This window comes from Variovorax dokdonensis (assembly GCF_030316895.1).
Lineage (GTDB): Bacteria > Pseudomonadota > Gammaproteobacteria > Burkholderiales > Burkholderiaceae_C > Variovorax > Variovorax dokdonensis.
In genome coordinates this window covers 940,442-958,282 of the sequence record NZ_JASZYV010000001.1, presented here as the reverse complement: position 1 = coordinate 958,282, position 17,841 = coordinate 940,442, and the positions used below count along the sequence as shown (strand labels likewise).

Here is a 17,841-nt window from a genome sequence, read left to right as displayed (position 1 = left end):
AATGCCGCGCGGGACGCTTTTGGCAACAATCTCAGTAACACTTTTGCCTAAGAGTCTCTCCATGACGAGCCAGCACCTCCTCGGTCGACTGATCCGGTTTCTGAACCAGCCGTTGTTCGCGCCCAAGGCGCGCATTCACCGGCGTGCGGCGATGGACCAGCGGCCCAGCGTGAGGGACACGATCCGCTTCCAGGATTCGGTTCGGGCTTCGGAGCCCACGCTTGGCAGCAAGGTCACGTTGCCGATGTCGCTGCAGGCCGAAACGGCCATCCGTGTCCCCGCCGCGACGCAAGAAGCGCCTGCGGCGACCCAGGCCCTGCGCACGCTGGAAGAAGTCCGCTCCGATCTGGCTCGCCTGCGCGAGCACACCACCCGCCGCCGCGAGGCCGCCCGGCAGGCCCATGCGGCCCATCTGCGCGCGATGCGGGAGGCAGCCGAAGCCGAGTTCGACCCGACCGACCTGCAATCTTTCGACTTGCCGGTCGATCCCATTCCAGAGCCGCCTGCACCGCGGCGGGAGCGCGCAGCCTCGCCTTCGGGCTTCATGCCGACGGACTTCCTCGAACTCCCCGTTCTTCGCCAGCCCTGATTCGTGAAAAAGCTCTCGATTGGCAACGATCTGAAACCTTTTGGCTGACTCGCCGGGTTAGACACATCAACTTACACTGATTTGCAATTGGGGCGACGCCTTCCAGGGTTTCGCCCCTTTTTTTGTGTGTCGACGCCGCCATGACGAGCGGCGCAATCAGGAGACAAGAGATGAAGCTCGCCTTGCTGCCCATCGCGCTTGGCCTGTGGGCCGCAGGCTCGGCGCATGCGCTGGTGATCGGCGTGACCGAAGGCGTGACCTATCGCGCCACGGACAACCAGATCGAGGAGCGCTTCGCGCCCATCGCCGAGGCGCTGTCGAAGTCGCTGCGCCAGCCGGTCACGATCAAGGTGCTCAGCTCGTACAAGGCGGCCCGCGAGGCGCTCAAGACGCAGTCGGTCGACGTGGCCTTCCTGCATCCGGCGCACCTGGCTTTCGAGGCCAGCAAGTCCGGCGGCTACAAGGCATTGGCCTGGACGTCCGGCTATACCGAATACAAGGTGTCGCTGCTGTGCAAGGAAGCGCAGCCCATCACCGACTGGAAGACCATCACCGGCAAGAGCCTGGTCACCCCCGATCCCGACTCGATCACCGCCGTCGTCACCCGGGCCATGCTGCGCGAAAAAGGGCTTGCGGAGTCAGCGGTGAAGCTCACCACCACCCGCTACCAGGACGCCGTGCCCTTCTACGTGCAAAACGGCTTCGCGGTATATGGCGCCACCGCCTCGGCGGGCGTGGTGAAGGCATGGAAGGCCGAAGGCGGCAAGACCTGCGCCGAGTCGCGACCCGTGCCGATCAAGCAGTGGCTGTCGTCGACCAAGCTGGATGCGACCACCACGGCGCAACTGCGCGAGTCGCTGCTGGATCTGTCGGGGAACGACACGGGCAAGCGCGCATTGGCGGCGTCGGGCTACAGCGGCTTTGTCGCGCCGTCGGCCGAGACCGAGCGCACGCTGACGGCGTGGCTCGGCTACTAGGCCCGCGCCTTATTCCGTCGCCTGGCGCAGCGTCGCCACCACCGGCCTGCGCAGCACCTCGCGCAAGCTCCACCAGCCGGCGCCCAGCGCCAGCAATGCACCGGCCACCGCGCCCACCAGCGGCACCCAGGGCGAACTGGTCCAGGTGAACTCGAACACGAAGCGTGCAAGCGCCCAGCCGATCACCGAAGCGACCAGGCTGGCCAGCAAGCCTGCGAGCAGTCCGACACCCGCCAATTCGGCACGCTGCACCTGGCGCAGCAGGCGTGCCTGAGCGCCGACCGCCCGCATGATGGCGAACTCCCGCGCCCGCTCCTCGCGCGTGGCGCTCACCGCCGCAAACAGCACCACCAGGCCCGCCGCGAGGGTGAAGCCGAACAGGAACTCGACCGCTCGAATCACCTGATCCAGCACACGCTGCACCTGCGAGATGGTCGCACTCATGTCCACGCTGGTGATGTTGGGAAAGCTGCGCACCAGATCGTTGTCGAATCCCGGCACGCTCGGCGCGCGGTAGGCGCCCATGTAGGTGATCGGCACATCCGGCACTTCGGCCACGGTGTACATGACGAAGAAGTTGGCGTGCATCGAGCCCCAATCGACCTTGCGCAGCGAGGTGACGCGCACGTCGCTCGTCACGCCGCCAATGTCGAAGCGCAGGCGGTCTCCCAGCTTCATGCCGAGCGTCTCGGCCAAGCCCTCTTCCACGCTGGCTTCTCCGGGCGCGTCCGGCGTCCAGCGGCCGGCGACGACCATGTTGTACGACGGCGCCTCCCGGCTGTTGCTGAGGTTGAACTCGCGATCGACCAGGCGCTGAGCCCGGTCGTCGGTGTAATCGTCGGGCGACACCGGCTTGTCGTTGATGGCGACCAGGCGACCACGGAACATCGGATACCAGTCGTAGCGCGCAACGCCTGCTGTTTCCAGCTTCTGACGGAAGGCCTGGCTCTGGTCGGGCATGACGTTGATGACGAAGCGGTTGGGTGCGTCCGGCGGCGTGGCGCGGCGCCAGCTCGAGACCAGGTCGGTGCGCAGCAGCACCAGGAGGATGAGCGCGAGCAGGCCCACCGCCAGTGCACTGATCTGCACCACGGCGTACACCGGCCGCGCCGAGATCTGCCGGGTGGCCAGCACCAGCCAGCGCGGCGCGGTGGTCTCGCGCACGCTGGCGCGAAGCAGCCGCACCGCCAGCCAGCCGAGCAGGGCGAACACGGCCACCGCCGCCGCGAAGCCGCCCACGGCGATCAGGCCCAGCTTCACATCGCTGCTGGCCGCCAGCAGCAGCGCGGCAAAGCCCGCCACACCGACGCCCAGCACGAGCAACGATGCGGGCTTGAGCCCGCCCACGTCGCGCCGGATGACGCGCAGCGGAGGCACCTGGGCCAGTTGAAGCACCGGCGGCAATCCGAAAGCGCCCAGCAGCGTCAGGCCCATGCCCATGCCGAACGCCACCGGCCATGCGGTGGGCGCGGGAAGGCTGCTTTCCACCAAGCCGGCCAGCAGCAGCACGAACACGTAGTGCACCACGAAGCCCAGCGCCACGCCGATCGCGCTGGCCACCACGCCGATCAATGCGAATTCCACCGCATAGGCGCCGGCGATGGTGCGCTGGGGCAGGCCCAGCACACGCAGCATGGCGCAGTCGTCCAGGTGGTTGGCCGCGAAGCCACGTGCGGCCAGGGCCACGGCAACTGCGGACAGCAGTGCAGCCAGCAGCGCCACGAGGTTCAGGAACTTCTCTGCGCGGTCCAGCGTCTGGCGCATTTCGGGACGTCCGCTTTCCAGTGATTCGAGCCGGGCGCCTCGCAGTTCGCCCTTCTTGATCTGCTCGTCGACCCAGGCGGTAAAGCTGCGCACCGCACGAGGCTCGCCCGCCACGGCAAAGCGATAGCGCACACGGCTTGCGGGCTGGACGAGGCCGGTGGCCGGAACGTCTGCGTCGTTGATCATCACCCTGGGCGCGAAGCTCATGAAGCCAGCGCCGCGGTCCGGCTCGAGCACCAGCACGCGACCAATGCGCAACTGGCTGTCGCCCAGCAGCACCGGGTCGCCGGGCTTGAGAGACAGGGCCTCCAGCAACGCGGCATCGACCCAGGCTTCGCCGCGGGCCGGTACGTCCTGCGTGGGCTGACCGCGTTCGCCGGTCTGCGCGGCCGTCTGCAGAACGCCGCGCAACGGGTAGCCCGGTTGCACCGCCTTGAGCGCCACCAGCCTCGTCGCCCCGCCCTGCGCATCGCTGGCACGCGCCATGGTGGGGAAGTTGTAGTTGAGCGTGGTCTGCAGACCCAACGCCTTCGCGCGTTCGACAAAAGCGGACGGCGTGGGGTTGTCCGTGGCCAGGACAGCGTCGCCCCCCAGCAGTTGGCGGGCATCGCGCTGCAGCCCACCCTGGAGTCGATCGGCGAAGAAGCCGACCGCCGTCAATGCCGCGACGGCCAGCAGCACGGCCACCATGAGCAGCCGCAGTTCACCGGCGCGCAGGTCGCGCCACAGGGTGCGCCAGCCCAGGCGCCAGGCCGAAGCCGATTCGGTACTTTGTTGCATGGCGCGGACCATAGCCCAATCCGGCCAGCCGCCCGCCAATAACCCCGTCGCCGCGTGGCTGTGGCCTCAGTGCTTCCTGCGCCGCGCGACGGCTGGGGCGTCTGCCCGCTTCAGGTGCCCTTGCTGATCGTGATGGTGGGGAACTTGGCCGAGAAGTCCTTGGCCGTCTCGGCGATGCCCACGGCCACGCGGCGCGCCACGTCCTTGTAGATCGCGGCCACCTCGCTGTCGGGCGTCGCGGCCACCGTGGGTGTGCCGCTGTCCGCCGCCAGGCGGATCTTCATATCCAGCGGCAGCGCGCCCAGGTAGGGTGTGTTGTACTGCTCGGCCATCTTCTTGCCGCCGTCGGCGCCGAAGATGTGCTCGGCATGCCCGCAGTTCGAGCAGACGTGTACCGCCATGTTCTCGACGATGCCGAGAATGGGCACCCCCACCTTCTCGAACATCCGGATGCCCTTGCGCGCGTCGAGCAGGGCGATGTCCTGCGGCGTGGTGACGATCACGGCGCCCGTCATCGGCACACGCTGGCTCAGCGTGAGCTGGATGTCGCCGGTGCCGGGCGGCATGTCGACGATCAGGTAGTCCAGGTCTTTCCAGTTGGTCTGGCGCAGCAGTTGCTCGAGCGCCTGCGTGGCCATGGGGCCGCGCCAGATCATGGCCTCGTCCGGATCGATCAGGAAGCCGATGGACATCACCTGCACGCCGTGGTTTTCCAGCGGCTCCATGGTCTTGCCGTCTTCGCTTTCGGGACGACGCGAAATGCCCAGCATGACCGGCTGACTGGGGCCATAGATGTCGGCATCCAGCAGGCCGACGCTGGCGCCCTCGGCGGCCAGCGCCAGGGCCAGGTTGGCCGCGGTGGTGCTCTTTCCGACACCACCCTTGCCCGACGCCACGGCGATGATGTTCTTGACGTTGGGCATGAGCTGCACGCCACGTTGCACCGCATGCGACACCACCTTGGTGGCGATGTTGACCGACACGTTCTGCACACCAGGCACCTTGCGCGCAGCCGCCACCAGCGCCGTGCGCAGCGCAGGAATCTGGCTCTTGGCCGGGTAGCCCAGTTCGATGTCGAATGAGACTTCGCCGCCGTCGACATGCAGGTTCTTCAGAGCGCGGGTGCTCACGAAATCCTTGCCGGTGTTGGGGTCTGCGGCGCTCTTGAGGGCCTCGGTCAGCGCTTCGGGAGTGACTGTCATGTTGGGTTGGAAGTGGGGGCTCTGGCGGCCGATGGCCGTACTTTTCGGATGAGTGCTTGGCGCAGCGGGATCCGCGCAAACATTCGCAAGGATGCCAGAACCATCGCCAATGCAGAGCGGGCGTCTACCCGAACGCGCACCGGCGGCAGGGTCGGGCCGCGTGCCCAGTTGCGCCGCTCAGCCGGTCGCCAGGCGCTTGGACATCCGGAAGGCGTCTTCCAGACCTTCGTAGTAGCCGGTGCGGATGCCGGATTCGACAAAGCCCATCCGGGCATAGAAGGCCATGGCGCCCAGGTTGGAGGCTCGGACTTCCAGCCGCAAGGTCTGGATGCCGGCCACCCGGGCCGAGGCTTCCAGCCACTCCAGCAGCGCCGACGCGACCCCGTGACGGCGAGCGGATTCGCGAACCGCCAGCAAAGACAGATGCGCCGTCTCGTCGCCGTACTGCATCACGGCAAAGCCATGGAGTGCCGCCGCGGCGCGGCGCGCCACCAGCACGTTGGTGCTGCGATCGCGGATGGCCACGGACACGCGCTGCGGCGTCCAGCGCCAGGGCAAGCCGTACTCGATCGCGTCGCGAGACAGCTCGGCAATGGCCTGCGCATCCTCCAGCGTGGCCAGGGTGATTTCGTGGTCGGTGATCACGCCGTTCCCCAGGGTTGAAAGCGACTATAGCCCTCGCGCACTTAAAATGCCTGTCCCTTGGCCGGCGCAGACCGGCCCGTGCGGCCTGTGTCCTTTTCGCGGGCCGCCGCCCCCTCCGACCCACCAGCACCCGAGAAAAGCGCCATCGCGATGTCCCAGCGCAAACTGTTCGTCACCACGGCCCTGCCCTACGCCAACGGCAACTTCCACATCGGCCACATCATGGAATACATCCAGGCCGACATCTGGGTGCGCTTTCAGCGAATGAACGGCGCCGCGGTGAATTTCGTCTGCGCCGACGACGCGCACGGCGCGGCCATCACCATCGCAGCCGACAAGGCGGGCGTCACGCCCCAGCAGTTCGTGGCGAACATCGCCGCCGGCCGCAAGCCCTATCTCGACGGCTTCCACATCGCCTTCGACAACTGGCACAGCACCGACGCGCCGGAAAACCACGAACTCGCCCAAGCCATCTACGTCGACCTGAAGAACGCGGGCCTGATCGAGACCCGCAGCGTCGAGCAGTTCTACGACCCCGAAAAGGGAATGTTCCTGGCCGATCGCTTCATCAAGGGCGAATGCCCGCGCTGCCATGCCAAGGACCAGTACGGCGACAACTGCGAGGTGTGCGGCGCGGTCTATGCCCCCACCGAGCTGATCAACCCCTACTCCGCGCTCTCCGGCGCCAAGCCCGAGCTGCGCAGCTCGGACCACTTCTTCTTCAAGCTCAGCGACCCGCGCTGCGAGGCCTTCCTCAAGGAATGGACGACCGCGCCGGGCCACGTGCAGCCGGAGGTGCAGAACAAGATCCGCGAATGGCTGGTGAAGAAGGAAGACGGCACCGGCGGCTTGGGCGACTGGGACATCAGCCGGGACGCGCCCTACTTCGGCATCGAGATCCCCGACGCACCCGGCAAGTACTTCTACGTCTGGCTGGACGCGCCCGTCGGCTACCTGGCCTCGCTCAAGAACCTGCTGGACAAGGCGCGCATCGAGACCGATGTCGACGAGGACACGCCCAACCCGGTGGCCATGACCTACGAGCAGTACATGGCCCAGCCCGATCTGGAGCAGGTGCACTTCATCGGCAAGGACATCATCACCTTCCACACGCTGTTCTGGCCCGCCATGCTGCACTTCTCGGGCCGCAAGGCGCCCGACGCCATCTACGTGCACGGCCACCTGACGGTCAACAACGAGAAGATGAGCAAGAGCCGCGGCACGGGCATCGATCCGCTCAAGTACCTCAGCCTGGGCCTCAATCCCGAGCACCTGCGCTACTACCTGGCCGCCAAGCTCAACGGCCGCAACGAAGACATCGACTTCAACCCCGAGGACTTCGTGGCCCGCGTCAACAGCGACCTGGTGGGCAAGTTCATCAACATCGCCAGCCGCGCTGCCGGCTTCATCGCCAAGCGCTTCGGCGGCAAGCTGGGATCGCCCAGCGAAGACGGCGCGGCGCTTCTGGCCGCACTGCAGTCGCAAGCGGCGGCCATCGGCGAGCTGTACGACGGCCGCGACTTCGCTCGCGCACTGCGCGACACGATGGCCCTGGCCGACAAGGTCAACGAGTACGTCGACGCCAACAAGCCATGGGAGCTGGCCAAGAAGGAAGGTCAGGACGCCCGCCTGCAGGACGTTTGCACCACCTGCATCGAGGCCTTCCGCCTGCTGGCGATCTACCTGTCGCCGGTGCTTCCCGCGCTGGCCAGTCAGGTCGAAGCTTTCCTGGCCTGCCCGCCGCTGGCCTGGAAGGACGCGCAGCAACTGCTGGGCGCCGGCCATGGCATTGCCACCTACCAGCACCTGATGCAACGGGTCGACCCCAAGCTCCTCGACCAATTGCTGGAACCGCCGCCCGAAGCGCCGGCCGCAGCGGAGCCGTCGAACCTGCCCGGCGGCGAGGCCTTGGCCGACACCATCACCATCGACGACTTCGCCAAGATCGACCTGCGCATCGCCAAGATCGTCGCGTGCGAGAGCGTGGAAGGCTCGACCAAGCTCTTGCGCCTGACGCTCGACGTGGGCGAAGGCAAGACGCGCAATGTCTTCAGCGGCATCGCTTCGGCCTACAAGCCGGAGCAGTTGGTGGGCAAGCTCACCGTGATGGTGGCCAACCTGGCGCCTCGCAAGATGAAGTTCGGCGTGTCCGAAGGGATGGTGCTGGCGGCCAGCCACGCCGACGAGAAGGCCAACCCCGGCATCCACGTGCTGGAGCCGTGGCCGGGCGCGACCCCGGGCATGCGGGTGCGCTGACCCCACGGCCCCGCCGGTAAAATCCACCTCAGAACAAGGCTTGCCCCAACCATGAACATCTTCCGTCGCCCCCACTACAACTCCGAGATCACCGATTTCATCGAGCAGATGCGCAAGCAAAAGCCCACGCTCGAAGCCGAGCAACGCGCGGGCCGCGCCCTGCTGTGGGACAAGCACCTCGACCCCGAGTCCCAGGAAGAGTTCAAGCAGGCTCGTGTGTCCCAGCAGGCCTACGTCTACCAGACGCAAGCGAAGTAGACAGGCGCACGCACGGCGCCCAGATGCCTCATCCGCAGGACGAAGACGACGCCTCGGTCGTCACCCAGATGCCTGAGGTGGTCGACCAAGTCGCCCTGGCGCGGCTCTACGGCGAGCCGCTATTCGCCCTGCCCAACGACCTGTACATCCCGCCCGAGGCGCTGCGCGTCTTTCTGGAGGCCTTCGAAGGCCCCCTCGATCTGCTGCTCTACCTGATTCGCAAGCAGAACTTCAACATCCTCGACATTCCCATGGCGCCGCTGACGCGCCAGTACCTGGCGTACGTCGACGAGATCCGCCAGACCCATCTGGAACTGGCCGCCGAATACCTGCTCATGGCCGCGATGCTGATCGAGATCAAATCGCGCATGCTGCTGCCGCCCAAGAAGACGGCCGACGGCGAAGAAGCTGAAGACCCGCGCGCCGAGTTGGTTCGCCGCCTGATGGAGTACGAGCAGACCAAGCTGCAGGCCGCCTCGCTCAGCGCCCTTCCGCAGTTCGGTCGCGACTTCTGGCGCGCGCAGGTCTACATCGAGCAGTCGGTCAAACCGCGCTTCCCGGACGTGAACGTCGTCGACCTGCGCGAAGCCTGGGCCGACATCATGAAGCGTGCGCGACTGGTGCAGCACCACAAGATCTCGCGCGAGGAACTGAGCGTTCGCGAACACATGGGCATCGTGCTGCGAACCTTGCAGGGCCGCCGTTTCGTGGAGTTCGAGCACCTGTTCGATGTGAAGCGCGGATCGGCGGTGATGGTCGTCACCTTCATCGCCATGCTCGAGCTGGCCAAGGAAAACCTGGTCGAGATCACGCAGGCCGAGGCCTACGCACCGATCTACGTGCGGCTGGCCTATTCGCCGGCCTGAATCTCACCCTGCTTGGTTCAGCCCGCTCTCGGGAGACTCCTGCGTCGGATCGCGGCGCATCAGGGTGGCAACCACCTCGTCCGGGCGGCTGGTGCCGTCGAGCAGCGCCACCACGCCGGCGCTGATGGGCATCTCAATACCCAAGCCCTGGGCGCGCTGGACCACGGTGCGGGCGCAATAGACGCCTTCTGCCACATGGCCGAGCGAAGCGACCGCCTGTGAAAGGCTCATGCCCTGCGCGAGCAAAAGTCCCACCTTGCGGTTGCGCGACAAGTCGCCGGTAGCAGTGAGCACCAGATCGCCCAGCCCCGACAGGCCCATGAAGGTTTCGGCCCTGGCCCCTAGCGCGATGCCCAGGCGCGTCATTTCCGCCAGACCACGCGTGATCAGTGCAGCTCGGGCGTTGAGGCCCAGCGCCAAGCCGTCGGCCAGCCCGGTGGCGATGGCCAGCACGTTCTTCACGGCGCCGCCCACCTCGACGCCGACCAGGTCATCGTTGGCATAGACCCGCAGGCTCGGCCCGTGAAAGGCCGACACCAGCGCATCGCGAACGGCGGCATGCGCGCTGGCGGCCACCAGTGCAGTGGGCTGTCCCTTGGCCACTTCCTGTGCAAAGCTGGGACCCGACAGCACGCCAGCCAGCAACTGCGGCGCCACCTGGGCCTGAATCTCGTGGGCGAGGAGACCCGGTGCCGAGCTGGCACTGGTCTCGACCCCCTTGCACAGCCACGCCAGCGGCACACGCACGTCGCGCAGCCGCGTGAGCTGTTCGCGCAGCGCAGCCATGGGCGTTGCCACGATGATCAGGTCTGCGTCAGAGGCGGCCTCGCGGGGGTCGGCGGCGCTCAAGTGCACCGCAGGAGGCAGCGCGAAACCCGGCAGATAGCGGGTGTTTTCTCGCGCGGCGGACATTGCATCTGCCTGGGCCGCGTCGCGGGCCCACAGCGTCACGGCATGCACAGCCGGATTCGCGGCAGCGTTGACGGCCAAGGCGGTGCCCCAGGCACCGGCCCCAAGGACGCAGACCTTCATTCGCGAACCGCGAGGATGCCCAGCCGCTTGCGTTTACTGCGTCACTGCAGGAGCGGCTTGGCCAGCCGCCTGGGCTTGCTGCTGCTCGAACATCGCCTGGAAGTTGATCTCGGCCAGATGCACCGGCGGGAAGCCTGCGCGCTGGACGGTATCGGCCACGTTGCCGCGCAGATAGGGATAGACGATCTGCGGGCAGGCGATGCCAAGGATCGGGCCCATCTGGTCTTCCGGCAGGTTGCGAATCTCGAAGATGCCGGCCTGCTTGGCTTCGACCAGGAACACGGTCTTGTCGCCGATCTTGGTCTGCACGGTGGCCGAGACGCTCACCTCGAAGATGCCGTCATTGACCGGTTGTGCGTCCACACCCAGCTGGATGTCCACGGTGGGGGCGGTCTGCTCGAGCAGGATGGCCGGCGAATTGGGCTGTTCCAGCGACAGGTCCTTGAGGTAGACGCGCTGAATCTGGAAGACGGGATCTTGGTTGTCGGCCATGGTTTCTCTTTTCTAGGCAATGAGGGCGTGTTTGAACGGACGGCAAAGGCTCGCACTGGAGACCCGGATTGCCGATCCTTGTGCAGCAAGGCTTGAGCGACGGGCTGCCCGCCTTGGCGAGCACGCCGGCCGAGTCTGCCCCGATGCGCGAAAGGACGATTATCGCCCGGCGAACTCAGGCGGCAGTGCCGGCCAACAGCGGGACCAGGCCGCCTCTGCCATCGAGTGCGACGAGATCGTCGCAGCCGCCCACGTGCGTGTCGCCGATGAAGATCTGCGGCACGGTGCGGCGCTGGGTGGTTTCCATCATCACGGCGCGGGCGGCCGGATCGGTGTCGATGCGGATTTCCTCGATCTGCTCGACACCCTTGGACTTCAGGATCTGCTTTGCGCGGATGCAAAAAGGGCAAACCGCGGTGGTGTACATCTTGACGTGCTGCATGGTCGTTCAGTTGACGGCGCGAACCGCTCGTTTCAAGTCAAAAAAGCCTAGTGTGGGCGTTCGGCCTTACCGATGCCCACGTCAGGCTTTTCAGGCCTTGGTCAATGGCAGGTTGGCATCTTTCCAGGCCTTGAGGCCGCCGGCGAGCGCCTGGGCTTGCTCGTAGCCCAGCTTGCGGGCAGTGGCGACCGCCCGATTGGCGCGCGCGCCACTGGCGCAGACGATCAGCAGCGGCAGAGACTTGTTCTTCACGGTGCCGGCGAGCTTGGCTTCAAGCTGGTTGAGTGGAACGTTGCGCGCGCCGGTCACGTGGCCAGTGGCGAATTCTTCGGGTTCGCGAATGTCCACCACCACGGCGCGTTGCCGATTGATGAGCTGAACGGCGCCCTCGGCCGTGAGTGCGCCACGGTTGGCCCCTTGCAGCATGGGCCAGAAAAGCATCGCCCCGGAGCTGAGCACGATCAGGAAAAGCACCCAGTTGGCGATGACGAAGTCGAAGAAGAATTTCACGAGAATCCTCGAATGGGAAACCCGGATTTTAGAATGGTGGGCTTTGCAGGGCATCAGGCCCGCTTCGTCACACCATCGGCTGCGCAGCGCGCACGCCTTTTCCCCTGACGAAATCCCATCTCCAACGAATAGGGCTGAACATGTACAAACTGGTTCTGATCCGCCACGGCGAATCAACCTGGAACCTCGAAAACCGCTTTACCGGCTGGACCGACGTCGACCTGACGCCCACCGGTGTAGAACAGGCCAAGCAGGCCGGGCGGCTGCTCAAGGCAGAGGGCTACGACTTCGACGTGGCTTACACCAGTGTGCTCAAGCGCGCCACGCGCACCCTCTGGCACGTCCTCGATGAACTCGATCGCACCTGGCTGCCAGTGGTGCACTCGTGGCGCCTGAACGAGCGCCACTACGGCGGCCTGCAGGGCCTCAACAAGGCCGAAATGGCCAAGGAATACGGCGAGGAACAGGTGCTCGTCTGGCGCCGCAGCTACACCACTCCGCCGCCGGCCCTGGAACCCAGCGACCCTCGCTGCGAGCGCAGCGACCCGCGCTACGCGAAACTCTCTCCCGAGCAGGTGCCGCTGACCGAGTGCCTCAAGGACACGGTCGCCCGCGTGATGCCCTTCTGGAACGAATCGATGGCCCCGGCCATCCGTGCCGGCCGCCGCCTGGTCGTGGCTGCACACGGCAACTCGATCCGCGCCCTGGTGAAGTATCTCGACAACATCTCCGACAGCGACATCGTGGGCGTCAACATCCCGAACGGCATTCCGCTGGTCTACGAGCTGGATGACGATCTCAAACCCCTGCGCCACTACTATCTGGGCGATGCCGAAGCGGTCGCGGCGGCCGCGGCGGCTGTGGCGAGCCAAGGCAAAAAAGCCTGAGTCGCGCTAAGGCTTGGAACTGTGGCCACGCGCCGCGTTCCAAGCTGTGTATATTGCTTCGAAACGCCAACTGGACTTCTCAATGGGCCACAAACTCAAGATCACGGGCTGGGTCGCTGCGGGCGCAGTGGCCGGTGTCCTGACCACCGTCTCTCTTCAAACCGTGGCCCGAGGCTCCCTGGCGCCCCTGCCTCTCGAAGAACTTCAACAGCTCGCCGCCGTCTTCGGCATGATCAAGAGCGACTATGTCGAGCCGGTCGATGAGAGCAAGCTCATCTCGGACGCCATCTCGGGCATGGTGTCCGGGCTCGATCCGCATTCGCAGTACTTCGACAAGAAGTCGTTCAAGGAATTCCGCGAAGGCACCTCCGGAAGGTTCGTCGGCGTGGGCATCGAGATCACCCAGGAAGACGGGCTGGTCAAGGTGGTCTCGCCCATCGAGGGCTCCCCTGCCTTCCGCGCAGGGCTCAAGCCCAACGACCTGATCACCAAGATCGACGACACGGCCGTGCGCGGGCTGACGCTGAACGAGGCCGTCAAGCGCATGCGTGGCGACGCCAACACCAAGGTGCGCCTGACCATCTTCCGCAAGGACGAGAACCGCACCTTCCCGGTCACCATCACCCGCGAGGAAATCCGCACCCAGTCGGTCCGCGGCAAGGTGGTCGAGCCTGGCTACGCCTGGATCCGTCTTTCACAGTTCCAGGAACGCACGGTGGACGATTTCGTCAAGAAGGTCGACGAGATCTACAAGGCCGAGCCCAACCTCAAGGGCCTGGTGCTCGATCTGCGCAACGACCCGGGTGGCCTGCTCGATGCAGCCGTGGCGGTCTCGGCGGCATTCCTGCCCGAGAACTCCACCGTGGTGACCACCGACGGCCAGTTGGCCGAAAGCAAGGCGGTCTACAAGGCGGCGCCCGAGTTCTACCAGCGCCGCGGTGGTTCCGACCCGCTTCGCAGCCTGCCAGCCGCACTCAAGTCGGTGCCGTTGGTGGTGCTGGTGAACGAGGGCTCGGCCTCGGCCAGCGAGATCGTCGCGGGCGCGCTGCAGGATCACAAGCGCGCCACCGTGATGGGCAGCCAGACCTTCGGCAAGGGCTCGGTGCAGACGGTGCGTCCGCTCGGCCCGGACACGGGCCTGAAAATCACCACGGCCCGCTACTACACCCCCAGCGGCACTTCGATCCAGGCGCGCGGCATCGTTCCGAACGTCATGATCGACGACACCGCGGAAGGCAGCCCCTTCGCCGTGCTGCGCATGCGGGAAGCCGACCTGGACAAGCACCTGTCCAGCGGTCAGGGCCCGGAGAAGAAAGACCCCGAGCTCGACAAGCTGCGTGAGGAAGCCCGCAAGCAGCTCGAGGCCGAAGCACTCAACCCAGGCTCGACCAACAAGACGCCCGAATACGGCTCGGGCAAGGACTTCCCGTTGCAGCAGGCATTGGCTCAGCTCAAGGGCCAACCTGTGCTGGTGAGCAAGACGCAGGTCGAGCGCAAGGAAGAGAAGAAAGAAAACTAAGCGCTCGATGGACGACGAGCAGCTGCTGCGCTATTCGCGGCACATCCTGCTGGAAGAGTTCGGCATCGACGGCCAGGCACGCGTCAGCGCGGCGCATGCCCTGGTCATCGGTGCGGGTGGACTGGGCTCGCCGGCCGTCCTCTATCTGGCCGGCGCTGGCGTCGGCCAGATCACGCTGGTCGATGACGACGATGTCGACCTGACCAACCTGCAGCGACAGATCGCACACACGTCCGATCGCGTTGGCCTACCCAAGGTCGAATCGGCGGCGCAAGCGATGCTCGCGCTCAACCCCGGGATCGAGGTGCGGACGTTGGTGGGCCGCGCCGATGCGGCGCTGCTCGACCAATGGGTTCCGAAGGCGGACGTGGTGCTGGATTGCTCCGACAACTTTGCCACCCGTCAGGCCGTCAATCGCGCGTGCGTGGCGCATGCCAAGCCCCTGGTGGCTGGTGCGGCCATCCGCTTCGACGGCCAGCTGTCGGTGTATGACACGCGTCGCGACGACGCGCCCTGCTACGCCTGCGTCTTCCCGCCCGACGCGCAATTCGAAGAGACCTTGTGTGCCGTGCTCGGCGTGTTCGCACCGGTGGTCGGCGCCATCGGTACGCTGCAAGCGGCAGAGGCGCTCAAGCTGTTGGCGGGCATGGGGGAATCCTTGGCAGGCCGCCTTCTGATGTTCGATGGTCGCACCGGCCGCTTCGACGAGATGCGCGTGCGGCGCGACCTACATTGCCCTGTTTGCGCCCACAGGGCAGCCGCAAGCGACGCTGAACGACGCGAATAAGCAAGCCGTCGGAGTCGTCCTACAGCGCGACGCCCCACCTACTTGCACACTGCACCCGGGGCTCTCGCTACGATCCGAAAGTGCCATCGCTCATCGAATCTCACAACGCGATGTCCACCCGGGAGTCGTCTTTCGACATGCCACACGTACTCAGGACTTACATCGTCGAAGACAACGCCACGATCCGCGAGAACCTGATAGGAACTCTGGAGGAACTCACGCGCGTCAATGCCATCGGGCATGCAGACGGCGAGGCCTCCGCACGAGCCTGGCTCTCGGCCAACGCGCCCGAATGGGACTTGGCGATCGTCGACCTTTTTCTGAAGCAAGGCAGTGGCTTGGGGGTCTTGCAAGGCTGCGCTCAGCGCCAACGCCGCCAGAAGGTCATCGTGTTGACCAATTACGCTACGCCCGATATCCGCCAGAGATGCGCACAACTGGGTGCAGACGCGGTGTTCGACAAATCCAATGAGATCGACGCGCTCGTCGACTATTGCGCCCAGTTGTCGGGCACCAACGACGCGCAGGCCAGCGGGCCGGCCTGATGAGGAACATGCAAGCGCCTGCCGCGAGCGCCCGCAGATGCGGCAGCCGCGCCAGGCGTGGCGCGCTGCCCTCGAGCAAATCAATCGATCAGCTTGTTCTTCAACGCGTAGTAGGTCAGGTCGCTGTTGGAAGAGAGGTTCATCTTTTCCATCAATCGCGTACGGTACGTGCTGACCGTCTTGACCGACAACGACAGTTCCTTGGCGATGTCGCCTGCGGTCTCGCCCTTGGCCAGCTTCAGGAAGACCTGGAACTCGCGTTCGGACAATTGCTCGTGCGGCGGGCCTTCGGCGTTCCGGTCAAGCTGTCGAGCCAGCAGGTCGGCGACTGCCGGTGTGATGTGGCGTCGGCCCAGGGCGATGGTGCGGATCGCGTTGACGATCTCCATCGGGTCGCATTCCTTGTTCAGGTAGCCGCTGGCCCCCTGACGGATGAGGTTGAGCGCATAGTGCTCTTCGGGATATGCGCTCAGGATCAGGATGCCCACGTCGGGGGCCTTCGCACGGATCATCGCCAAGGCGTCGATGCCGCTTTGCCCCGGCATGGACAGATCCATCAAGAGGACGTCCATCTCCGTATTGCGCACCAGATCGATGGCTTCGCGGCCGCTGGCAGCCTCCCCGACCACTCTCAGATCCACGTGTTCGGAAAGAAACTGGCGCAAGCCAGAGCGCACGATCGCATGGTCGTCCACAATTCCGATTCTGATCATTCTTTGGCTTCTTCCTGTGTTTTCGCGCTCTGGGCGCGGGGATTCTTGACCTTTAGAGGTCCATGACAATTATTCACGGATCATCGCTGCGCTCTGTCGGACGACACCTTCAAAACTGGATGGCAACTCGTCCTACAGCGTTGACGCTGGGACTGGCGTTGCTGGCGGCTCTGGTATTGGTGGGCATCAACGAGGCCGGCTACAGTCAGTCGAGCCGTGCACTTGCCGCCATCGGAGAAGCGCAAGGCGAGCGTCTGGTGCTCAATTCCCTCGTCCAGAGTCTGCTGGACGCCGAAACCGGGCAACGGGGCTATCTGTTGACCGGTGAGCCGCGCTACCGCGAACCTTACGACGAGGCGGTCAAGCAGATTTCCAATCAGTTTGCCGCCTTGCGCAAGCTCTATGCGGACAAGCCGGTGGAGGCCGCAAGGCTCGCGTCGCTTTCCGAGCATGTGTCGCGCAAACTCGCCGAGATGGAGATGAGCGTGCGCCTGCGCACCGCCGGCAATGAGGACGCCTGGAAGTTCGTTCTCACCACCGACGTCGGGCGCGAGGAGATGGCCGCGATTCGCGCCGAAACAGCCGGTCTGCTGGCGCTGTCCGACGATTCCCTCCGCGCGGGGCAGACGCAGATCGGCCGATCGCTTCGGATGGCGCGGCTGGGCATTGCACTGGTGGCGCTGGCAGGCATCTTTGCCTTCTACCTTTACTTGCGACAGACGCATCGGTTGCGCGAAATCGACCAGCGCCAGCAGGAGGCCCTGCAGCAGGAGCGGAACGCGCTGGAGGGCGAAGTTCGAGAGCGGACAGCCAGTCTGCGGGAACTGGCGACGCACCTGCAAGACGTGCGTGAGCACGAACGCGGCTTCCTGGCGCGCGAACTGCACGATGAACTGGGCTCGCTGCTCACCGCCGCCAAGTTGGACGCAGCGCGGCTGAAGTCGCGCTTGACCGATTCGCCCGAAGCCAGCGAACGCCTTCAGCACTTGGTGGACCAGCTCAACAGCGGCATCGCGCTCAAGCGCCGCATCATCGAAGACCTTCGCCCGTCTTCCCTGTCCAACCTGGGTCTGGTCGCCTCCCTGGAGATCCTGGGCCGCGAATTCGCCGAACGCGCCGGTATCGAGGTCGAGATGCTGCTGGAGCCCGTCTCGCTCGACGAAAGTCGCCAGCTCACCGTCTACCGCCTGGTGCAAGAAAGCCTGACCAACATCGGCAAGTACGCCAAGGCCACGACCGCCACGATCGTGCTGAAGGACTACGGAAGGCACGTCGAGGTCGAGGTCACCGACGACGGCCAGGGCTTCGATGTGGAGCACATGCGGCCTGCCACCCATGGACTGGCCGGCATGCGCCATCGGGTGGAAGCGGCAAGGGGAACGCTGCGCATCACCTCGGCGCCGGGAAAAGGTACGCGTCTTTGGGCCATGCTTCCGTCAACCTCCCAGATCGCCGGTTCGCTTGGGTCCGAAGTCGTGCCTCCGTCGCGCGAGGTTCGCGAGGCTGTGGGCGCCATCGTCGAACCCGAGGCAGCGGTCATTGGCCTCAATCCTACGCAGCGCACCCCTGGCGACTGA

18 protein-coding genes are annotated in these 17,841 nt (G+C 65.6%); 10 read left to right on the top strand and 8 right to left on the bottom strand.

Annotated elements, in window-relative coordinates:
- Positions 1-61: 61 nt before the first annotated feature.
- Together QTH91_RS04495 and QTH91_RS04490 are read left to right on the top strand one after the other, a co-directional pair.
- On the top strand, positions 62-589 hold the full coding sequence (locus QTH91_RS04495) for a hypothetical protein (protein ID WP_286658820.1): 528 nt from the start codon (positions 62-64) through the stop codon (positions 587-589).
- A gap of 170 nt (positions 590-759) precedes the next feature.
- Complete coding sequence (locus tag QTH91_RS04490) at positions 760-1,566, top strand: phosphate/phosphite/phosphonate ABC transporter substrate-binding protein (protein WP_286658819.1); 807 nt, start codon at positions 760-762, stop codon at positions 1,564-1,566.
- Between the two features lie 9 nt (positions 1,567-1,575).
- Here QTH91_RS04490 and QTH91_RS04485 read toward each other — a convergent pair whose 3' ends face one another.
- The 3 genes from QTH91_RS04485 to QTH91_RS04475 all read right to left on the bottom strand — a co-directional run bounded on the left by QTH91_RS04485 (position 1,576) and on the right by QTH91_RS04475 (position 5,957).
- Positions 1,576-4,110, bottom strand: a complete 2,535-nt coding sequence (locus QTH91_RS04485; protein WP_286658818.1) for an ABC transporter permease — start codon at positions 4,108-4,110, stop codon at positions 1,576-1,578.
- Positions 4,111-4,220: 110 nt separating this feature from the next.
- Complete coding sequence (apbC, locus tag QTH91_RS04480; protein WP_286658817.1) at positions 4,221-5,312, bottom strand: iron-sulfur cluster carrier protein ApbC; 1,092 nt, start codon at positions 5,310-5,312, stop codon at positions 4,221-4,223.
- Positions 5,313-5,489: 177 nt separating this feature from the next.
- Entirely contained in the window at positions 5,490-5,957 is a 468-nt protein-coding gene (locus tag QTH91_RS04475; RefSeq protein WP_286658816.1) for a GNAT family N-acetyltransferase, read from the bottom strand.
- Positions 5,958-6,107: 150 nt separating this feature from the next.
- Between QTH91_RS04475 and metG the strand changes: the two genes are divergently transcribed.
- From metG to QTH91_RS04460, 3 genes are read left to right on the top strand one after another with little or no spacing between them, the layout of a single operon-like run.
- Positions 6,108-8,213 (top strand): methionine--tRNA ligase, encoded by a 2,106-nt coding sequence (gene metG / locus QTH91_RS04470; protein WP_286658815.1) that lies wholly within the window; start codon positions 6,108-6,110, stop codon positions 8,211-8,213.
- A gap of 51 nt (positions 8,214-8,264) precedes the next feature.
- Positions 8,265-8,471: a DUF3460 family protein gene (locus tag QTH91_RS04465; protein WP_286658814.1), complete on the top strand. Its 207-nt coding sequence runs from the start codon at positions 8,265-8,267 to the stop codon at positions 8,469-8,471.
- A gap of 23 nt (positions 8,472-8,494) precedes the next feature.
- Positions 8,495-9,337: a segregation and condensation protein A gene (locus QTH91_RS04460; protein WP_286658813.1), complete on the top strand. Its 843-nt coding sequence runs from the start codon at positions 8,495-8,497 to the stop codon at positions 9,335-9,337.
- A gap of 3 nt (positions 9,338-9,340) precedes the next feature.
- On the opposite strand, the gene QTH91_RS04455 is transcribed toward QTH91_RS04460, so the two are convergent.
- The 4 genes from QTH91_RS04455 to QTH91_RS04440 all read right to left on the bottom strand — a co-directional run bounded on the left by QTH91_RS04455 (position 9,341) and on the right by QTH91_RS04440 (position 11,744).
- Positions 9,341-10,369 carry an NAD(P)H-dependent glycerol-3-phosphate dehydrogenase gene (locus QTH91_RS04455; protein ID WP_286658812.1) on the bottom strand — a complete coding sequence of 343 codons (1,029 nt, stop codon included), beginning with the start codon at positions 10,367-10,369 and terminating at the stop codon, positions 9,341-9,343.
- Positions 10,370-10,402: 33 nt separating this feature from the next.
- Entirely contained in the window at positions 10,403-10,861 is a 459-nt protein-coding gene (gene secB / locus QTH91_RS04450; protein WP_286658811.1) for a protein-export chaperone SecB, read from the bottom strand.
- 175 nt (positions 10,862-11,036) lie between these two features.
- Positions 11,037-11,303 carry a glutaredoxin 3 gene (grxC, locus tag QTH91_RS04445; protein WP_286658810.1) on the bottom strand — a complete coding sequence of 89 codons (267 nt, stop codon included), beginning with the start codon at positions 11,301-11,303 and terminating at the stop codon, positions 11,037-11,039.
- Positions 11,304-11,393: 90 nt separating this feature from the next.
- Positions 11,394-11,744 (bottom strand): rhodanese-like domain-containing protein, encoded by a 351-nt coding sequence (locus tag QTH91_RS04440; protein WP_286659613.1) that lies wholly within the window; start codon positions 11,742-11,744, stop codon positions 11,394-11,396.
- A 209-nt stretch (positions 11,745-11,953) separates the two neighbouring features.
- Between QTH91_RS04440 and gpmA the strand changes: the two genes are divergently transcribed.
- The 4 genes from gpmA to QTH91_RS04420 all read left to right on the top strand — a co-directional run bounded on the left by gpmA (position 11,954) and on the right by QTH91_RS04420 (position 15,551).
- Positions 11,954-12,700, top strand: a complete 747-nt coding sequence (gene gpmA / locus QTH91_RS04435) for a 2,3-diphosphoglycerate-dependent phosphoglycerate mutase (RefSeq protein ID WP_286658809.1) — start codon at positions 11,954-11,956, stop codon at positions 12,698-12,700.
- A gap of 82 nt (positions 12,701-12,782) precedes the next feature.
- A complete protein-coding gene (locus QTH91_RS04430) occupies positions 12,783-14,219 on the top strand; it encodes a S41 family peptidase (protein ID WP_286658808.1) in 1,437 nt (478 codons plus the stop codon).
- Positions 14,220-14,226: 7 nt separating this feature from the next.
- Positions 14,227-15,006 carry a HesA/MoeB/ThiF family protein gene (locus tag QTH91_RS04425; RefSeq protein ID WP_286658807.1) on the top strand — a complete coding sequence of 260 codons (780 nt, stop codon included), beginning with the start codon at positions 14,227-14,229 and terminating at the stop codon, positions 15,004-15,006.
- A gap of 137 nt (positions 15,007-15,143) precedes the next feature.
- Positions 15,144-15,551: a response regulator gene (locus QTH91_RS04420; RefSeq protein ID WP_286659612.1), complete on the top strand. Its 408-nt coding sequence runs from the start codon at positions 15,144-15,146 to the stop codon at positions 15,549-15,551.
- A gap of 80 nt (positions 15,552-15,631) precedes the next feature.
- Here the strand turns inward: QTH91_RS04420 and QTH91_RS04415 are convergent, their stop codons facing one another.
- Positions 15,632-16,264 carry a response regulator gene (locus tag QTH91_RS04415; protein WP_286658806.1) on the bottom strand — a complete coding sequence of 211 codons (633 nt, stop codon included), beginning with the start codon at positions 16,262-16,264 and terminating at the stop codon, positions 15,632-15,634.
- A gap of 119 nt (positions 16,265-16,383) precedes the next feature.
- Here QTH91_RS04415 and QTH91_RS04410 point away from each other — a divergent pair, with 119 nt between their 5' ends.
- The gene (locus QTH91_RS04410; RefSeq protein WP_286658805.1) at positions 16,384-17,841 is read left to right on the top strand and encodes a CHASE3 domain-containing protein; all 1,458 of its coding nucleotides are present in this window, start codon (positions 16,384-16,386) and stop codon (positions 17,839-17,841) included.

Excerpts from the sequence above, each read along its gene's own strand:
- gpmA (WP_286658809.1), top strand. The coding sequence starts at position 11,954 with ATGTACAAACTGGTTCTGATCCGCCACGGCGAATCAACCTGGAACCTC.
- QTH91_RS04460 (WP_286658813.1), top strand. The coding sequence starts at position 8,495 with ATGCCTCATCCGCAGGACGAAGACGACGCCTCGGTCGTCACCCAGATG.
- QTH91_RS04455 (WP_286658812.1), bottom strand. The coding sequence starts at position 10,369 with ATGAAGGTCTGCGTCCTTGGGGCCGGTGCCTGGGGCACCGCCTTGGCC.
- QTH91_RS04440 (WP_286659613.1), bottom strand. The coding sequence starts at position 11,744 with ATGCTTTTCTGGCCCATGCTGCAAGGGGCCAACCGTGGCGCACTCACG.
- QTH91_RS04430 (WP_286658808.1), top strand. The coding sequence starts at position 12,783 with ATGGGCCACAAACTCAAGATCACGGGCTGGGTCGCTGCGGGCGCAGTG.
- secB (WP_286658811.1), bottom strand. The coding sequence starts at position 10,861 with ATGGCCGACAACCAAGATCCCGTCTTCCAGATTCAGCGCGTCTACCTC.
- metG (WP_286658815.1), top strand. The coding sequence starts at position 6,108 with ATGTCCCAGCGCAAACTGTTCGTCACCACGGCCCTGCCCTACGCCAAC.
- QTH91_RS04495 (WP_286658820.1), top strand. The coding sequence starts at position 62 with ATGACGAGCCAGCACCTCCTCGGTCGACTGATCCGGTTTCTGAACCAG.
- QTH91_RS04415 (WP_286658806.1), bottom strand. The coding sequence starts at position 16,264 with ATGATCAGAATCGGAATTGTGGACGACCATGCGATCGTGCGCTCTGGC.
- QTH91_RS04420 (WP_286659612.1), top strand. The coding sequence starts at position 15,144 with ATGCCACACGTACTCAGGACTTACATCGTCGAAGACAACGCCACGATC.
- QTH91_RS04490 (WP_286658819.1), top strand. The coding sequence starts at position 760 with ATGAAGCTCGCCTTGCTGCCCATCGCGCTTGGCCTGTGGGCCGCAGGC.
- QTH91_RS04410 (WP_286658805.1), top strand. The coding sequence starts at position 16,384 with ATGGCAACTCGTCCTACAGCGTTGACGCTGGGACTGGCGTTGCTGGCG.
- grxC (WP_286658810.1), bottom strand. The coding sequence starts at position 11,303 with ATGCAGCACGTCAAGATGTACACCACCGCGGTTTGCCCTTTTTGCATC.
- QTH91_RS04485 (WP_286658818.1), bottom strand. The coding sequence starts at position 4,110 with ATGCAACAAAGTACCGAATCGGCTTCGGCCTGGCGCCTGGGCTGGCGC.
- QTH91_RS04465 (WP_286658814.1), top strand. The coding sequence starts at position 8,265 with ATGAACATCTTCCGTCGCCCCCACTACAACTCCGAGATCACCGATTTC.
- QTH91_RS04425 (WP_286658807.1), top strand. The coding sequence starts at position 14,227 with ATGGACGACGAGCAGCTGCTGCGCTATTCGCGGCACATCCTGCTGGAA.
- apbC (WP_286658817.1), bottom strand. The coding sequence starts at position 5,312 with ATGACAGTCACTCCCGAAGCGCTGACCGAGGCCCTCAAGAGCGCCGCA.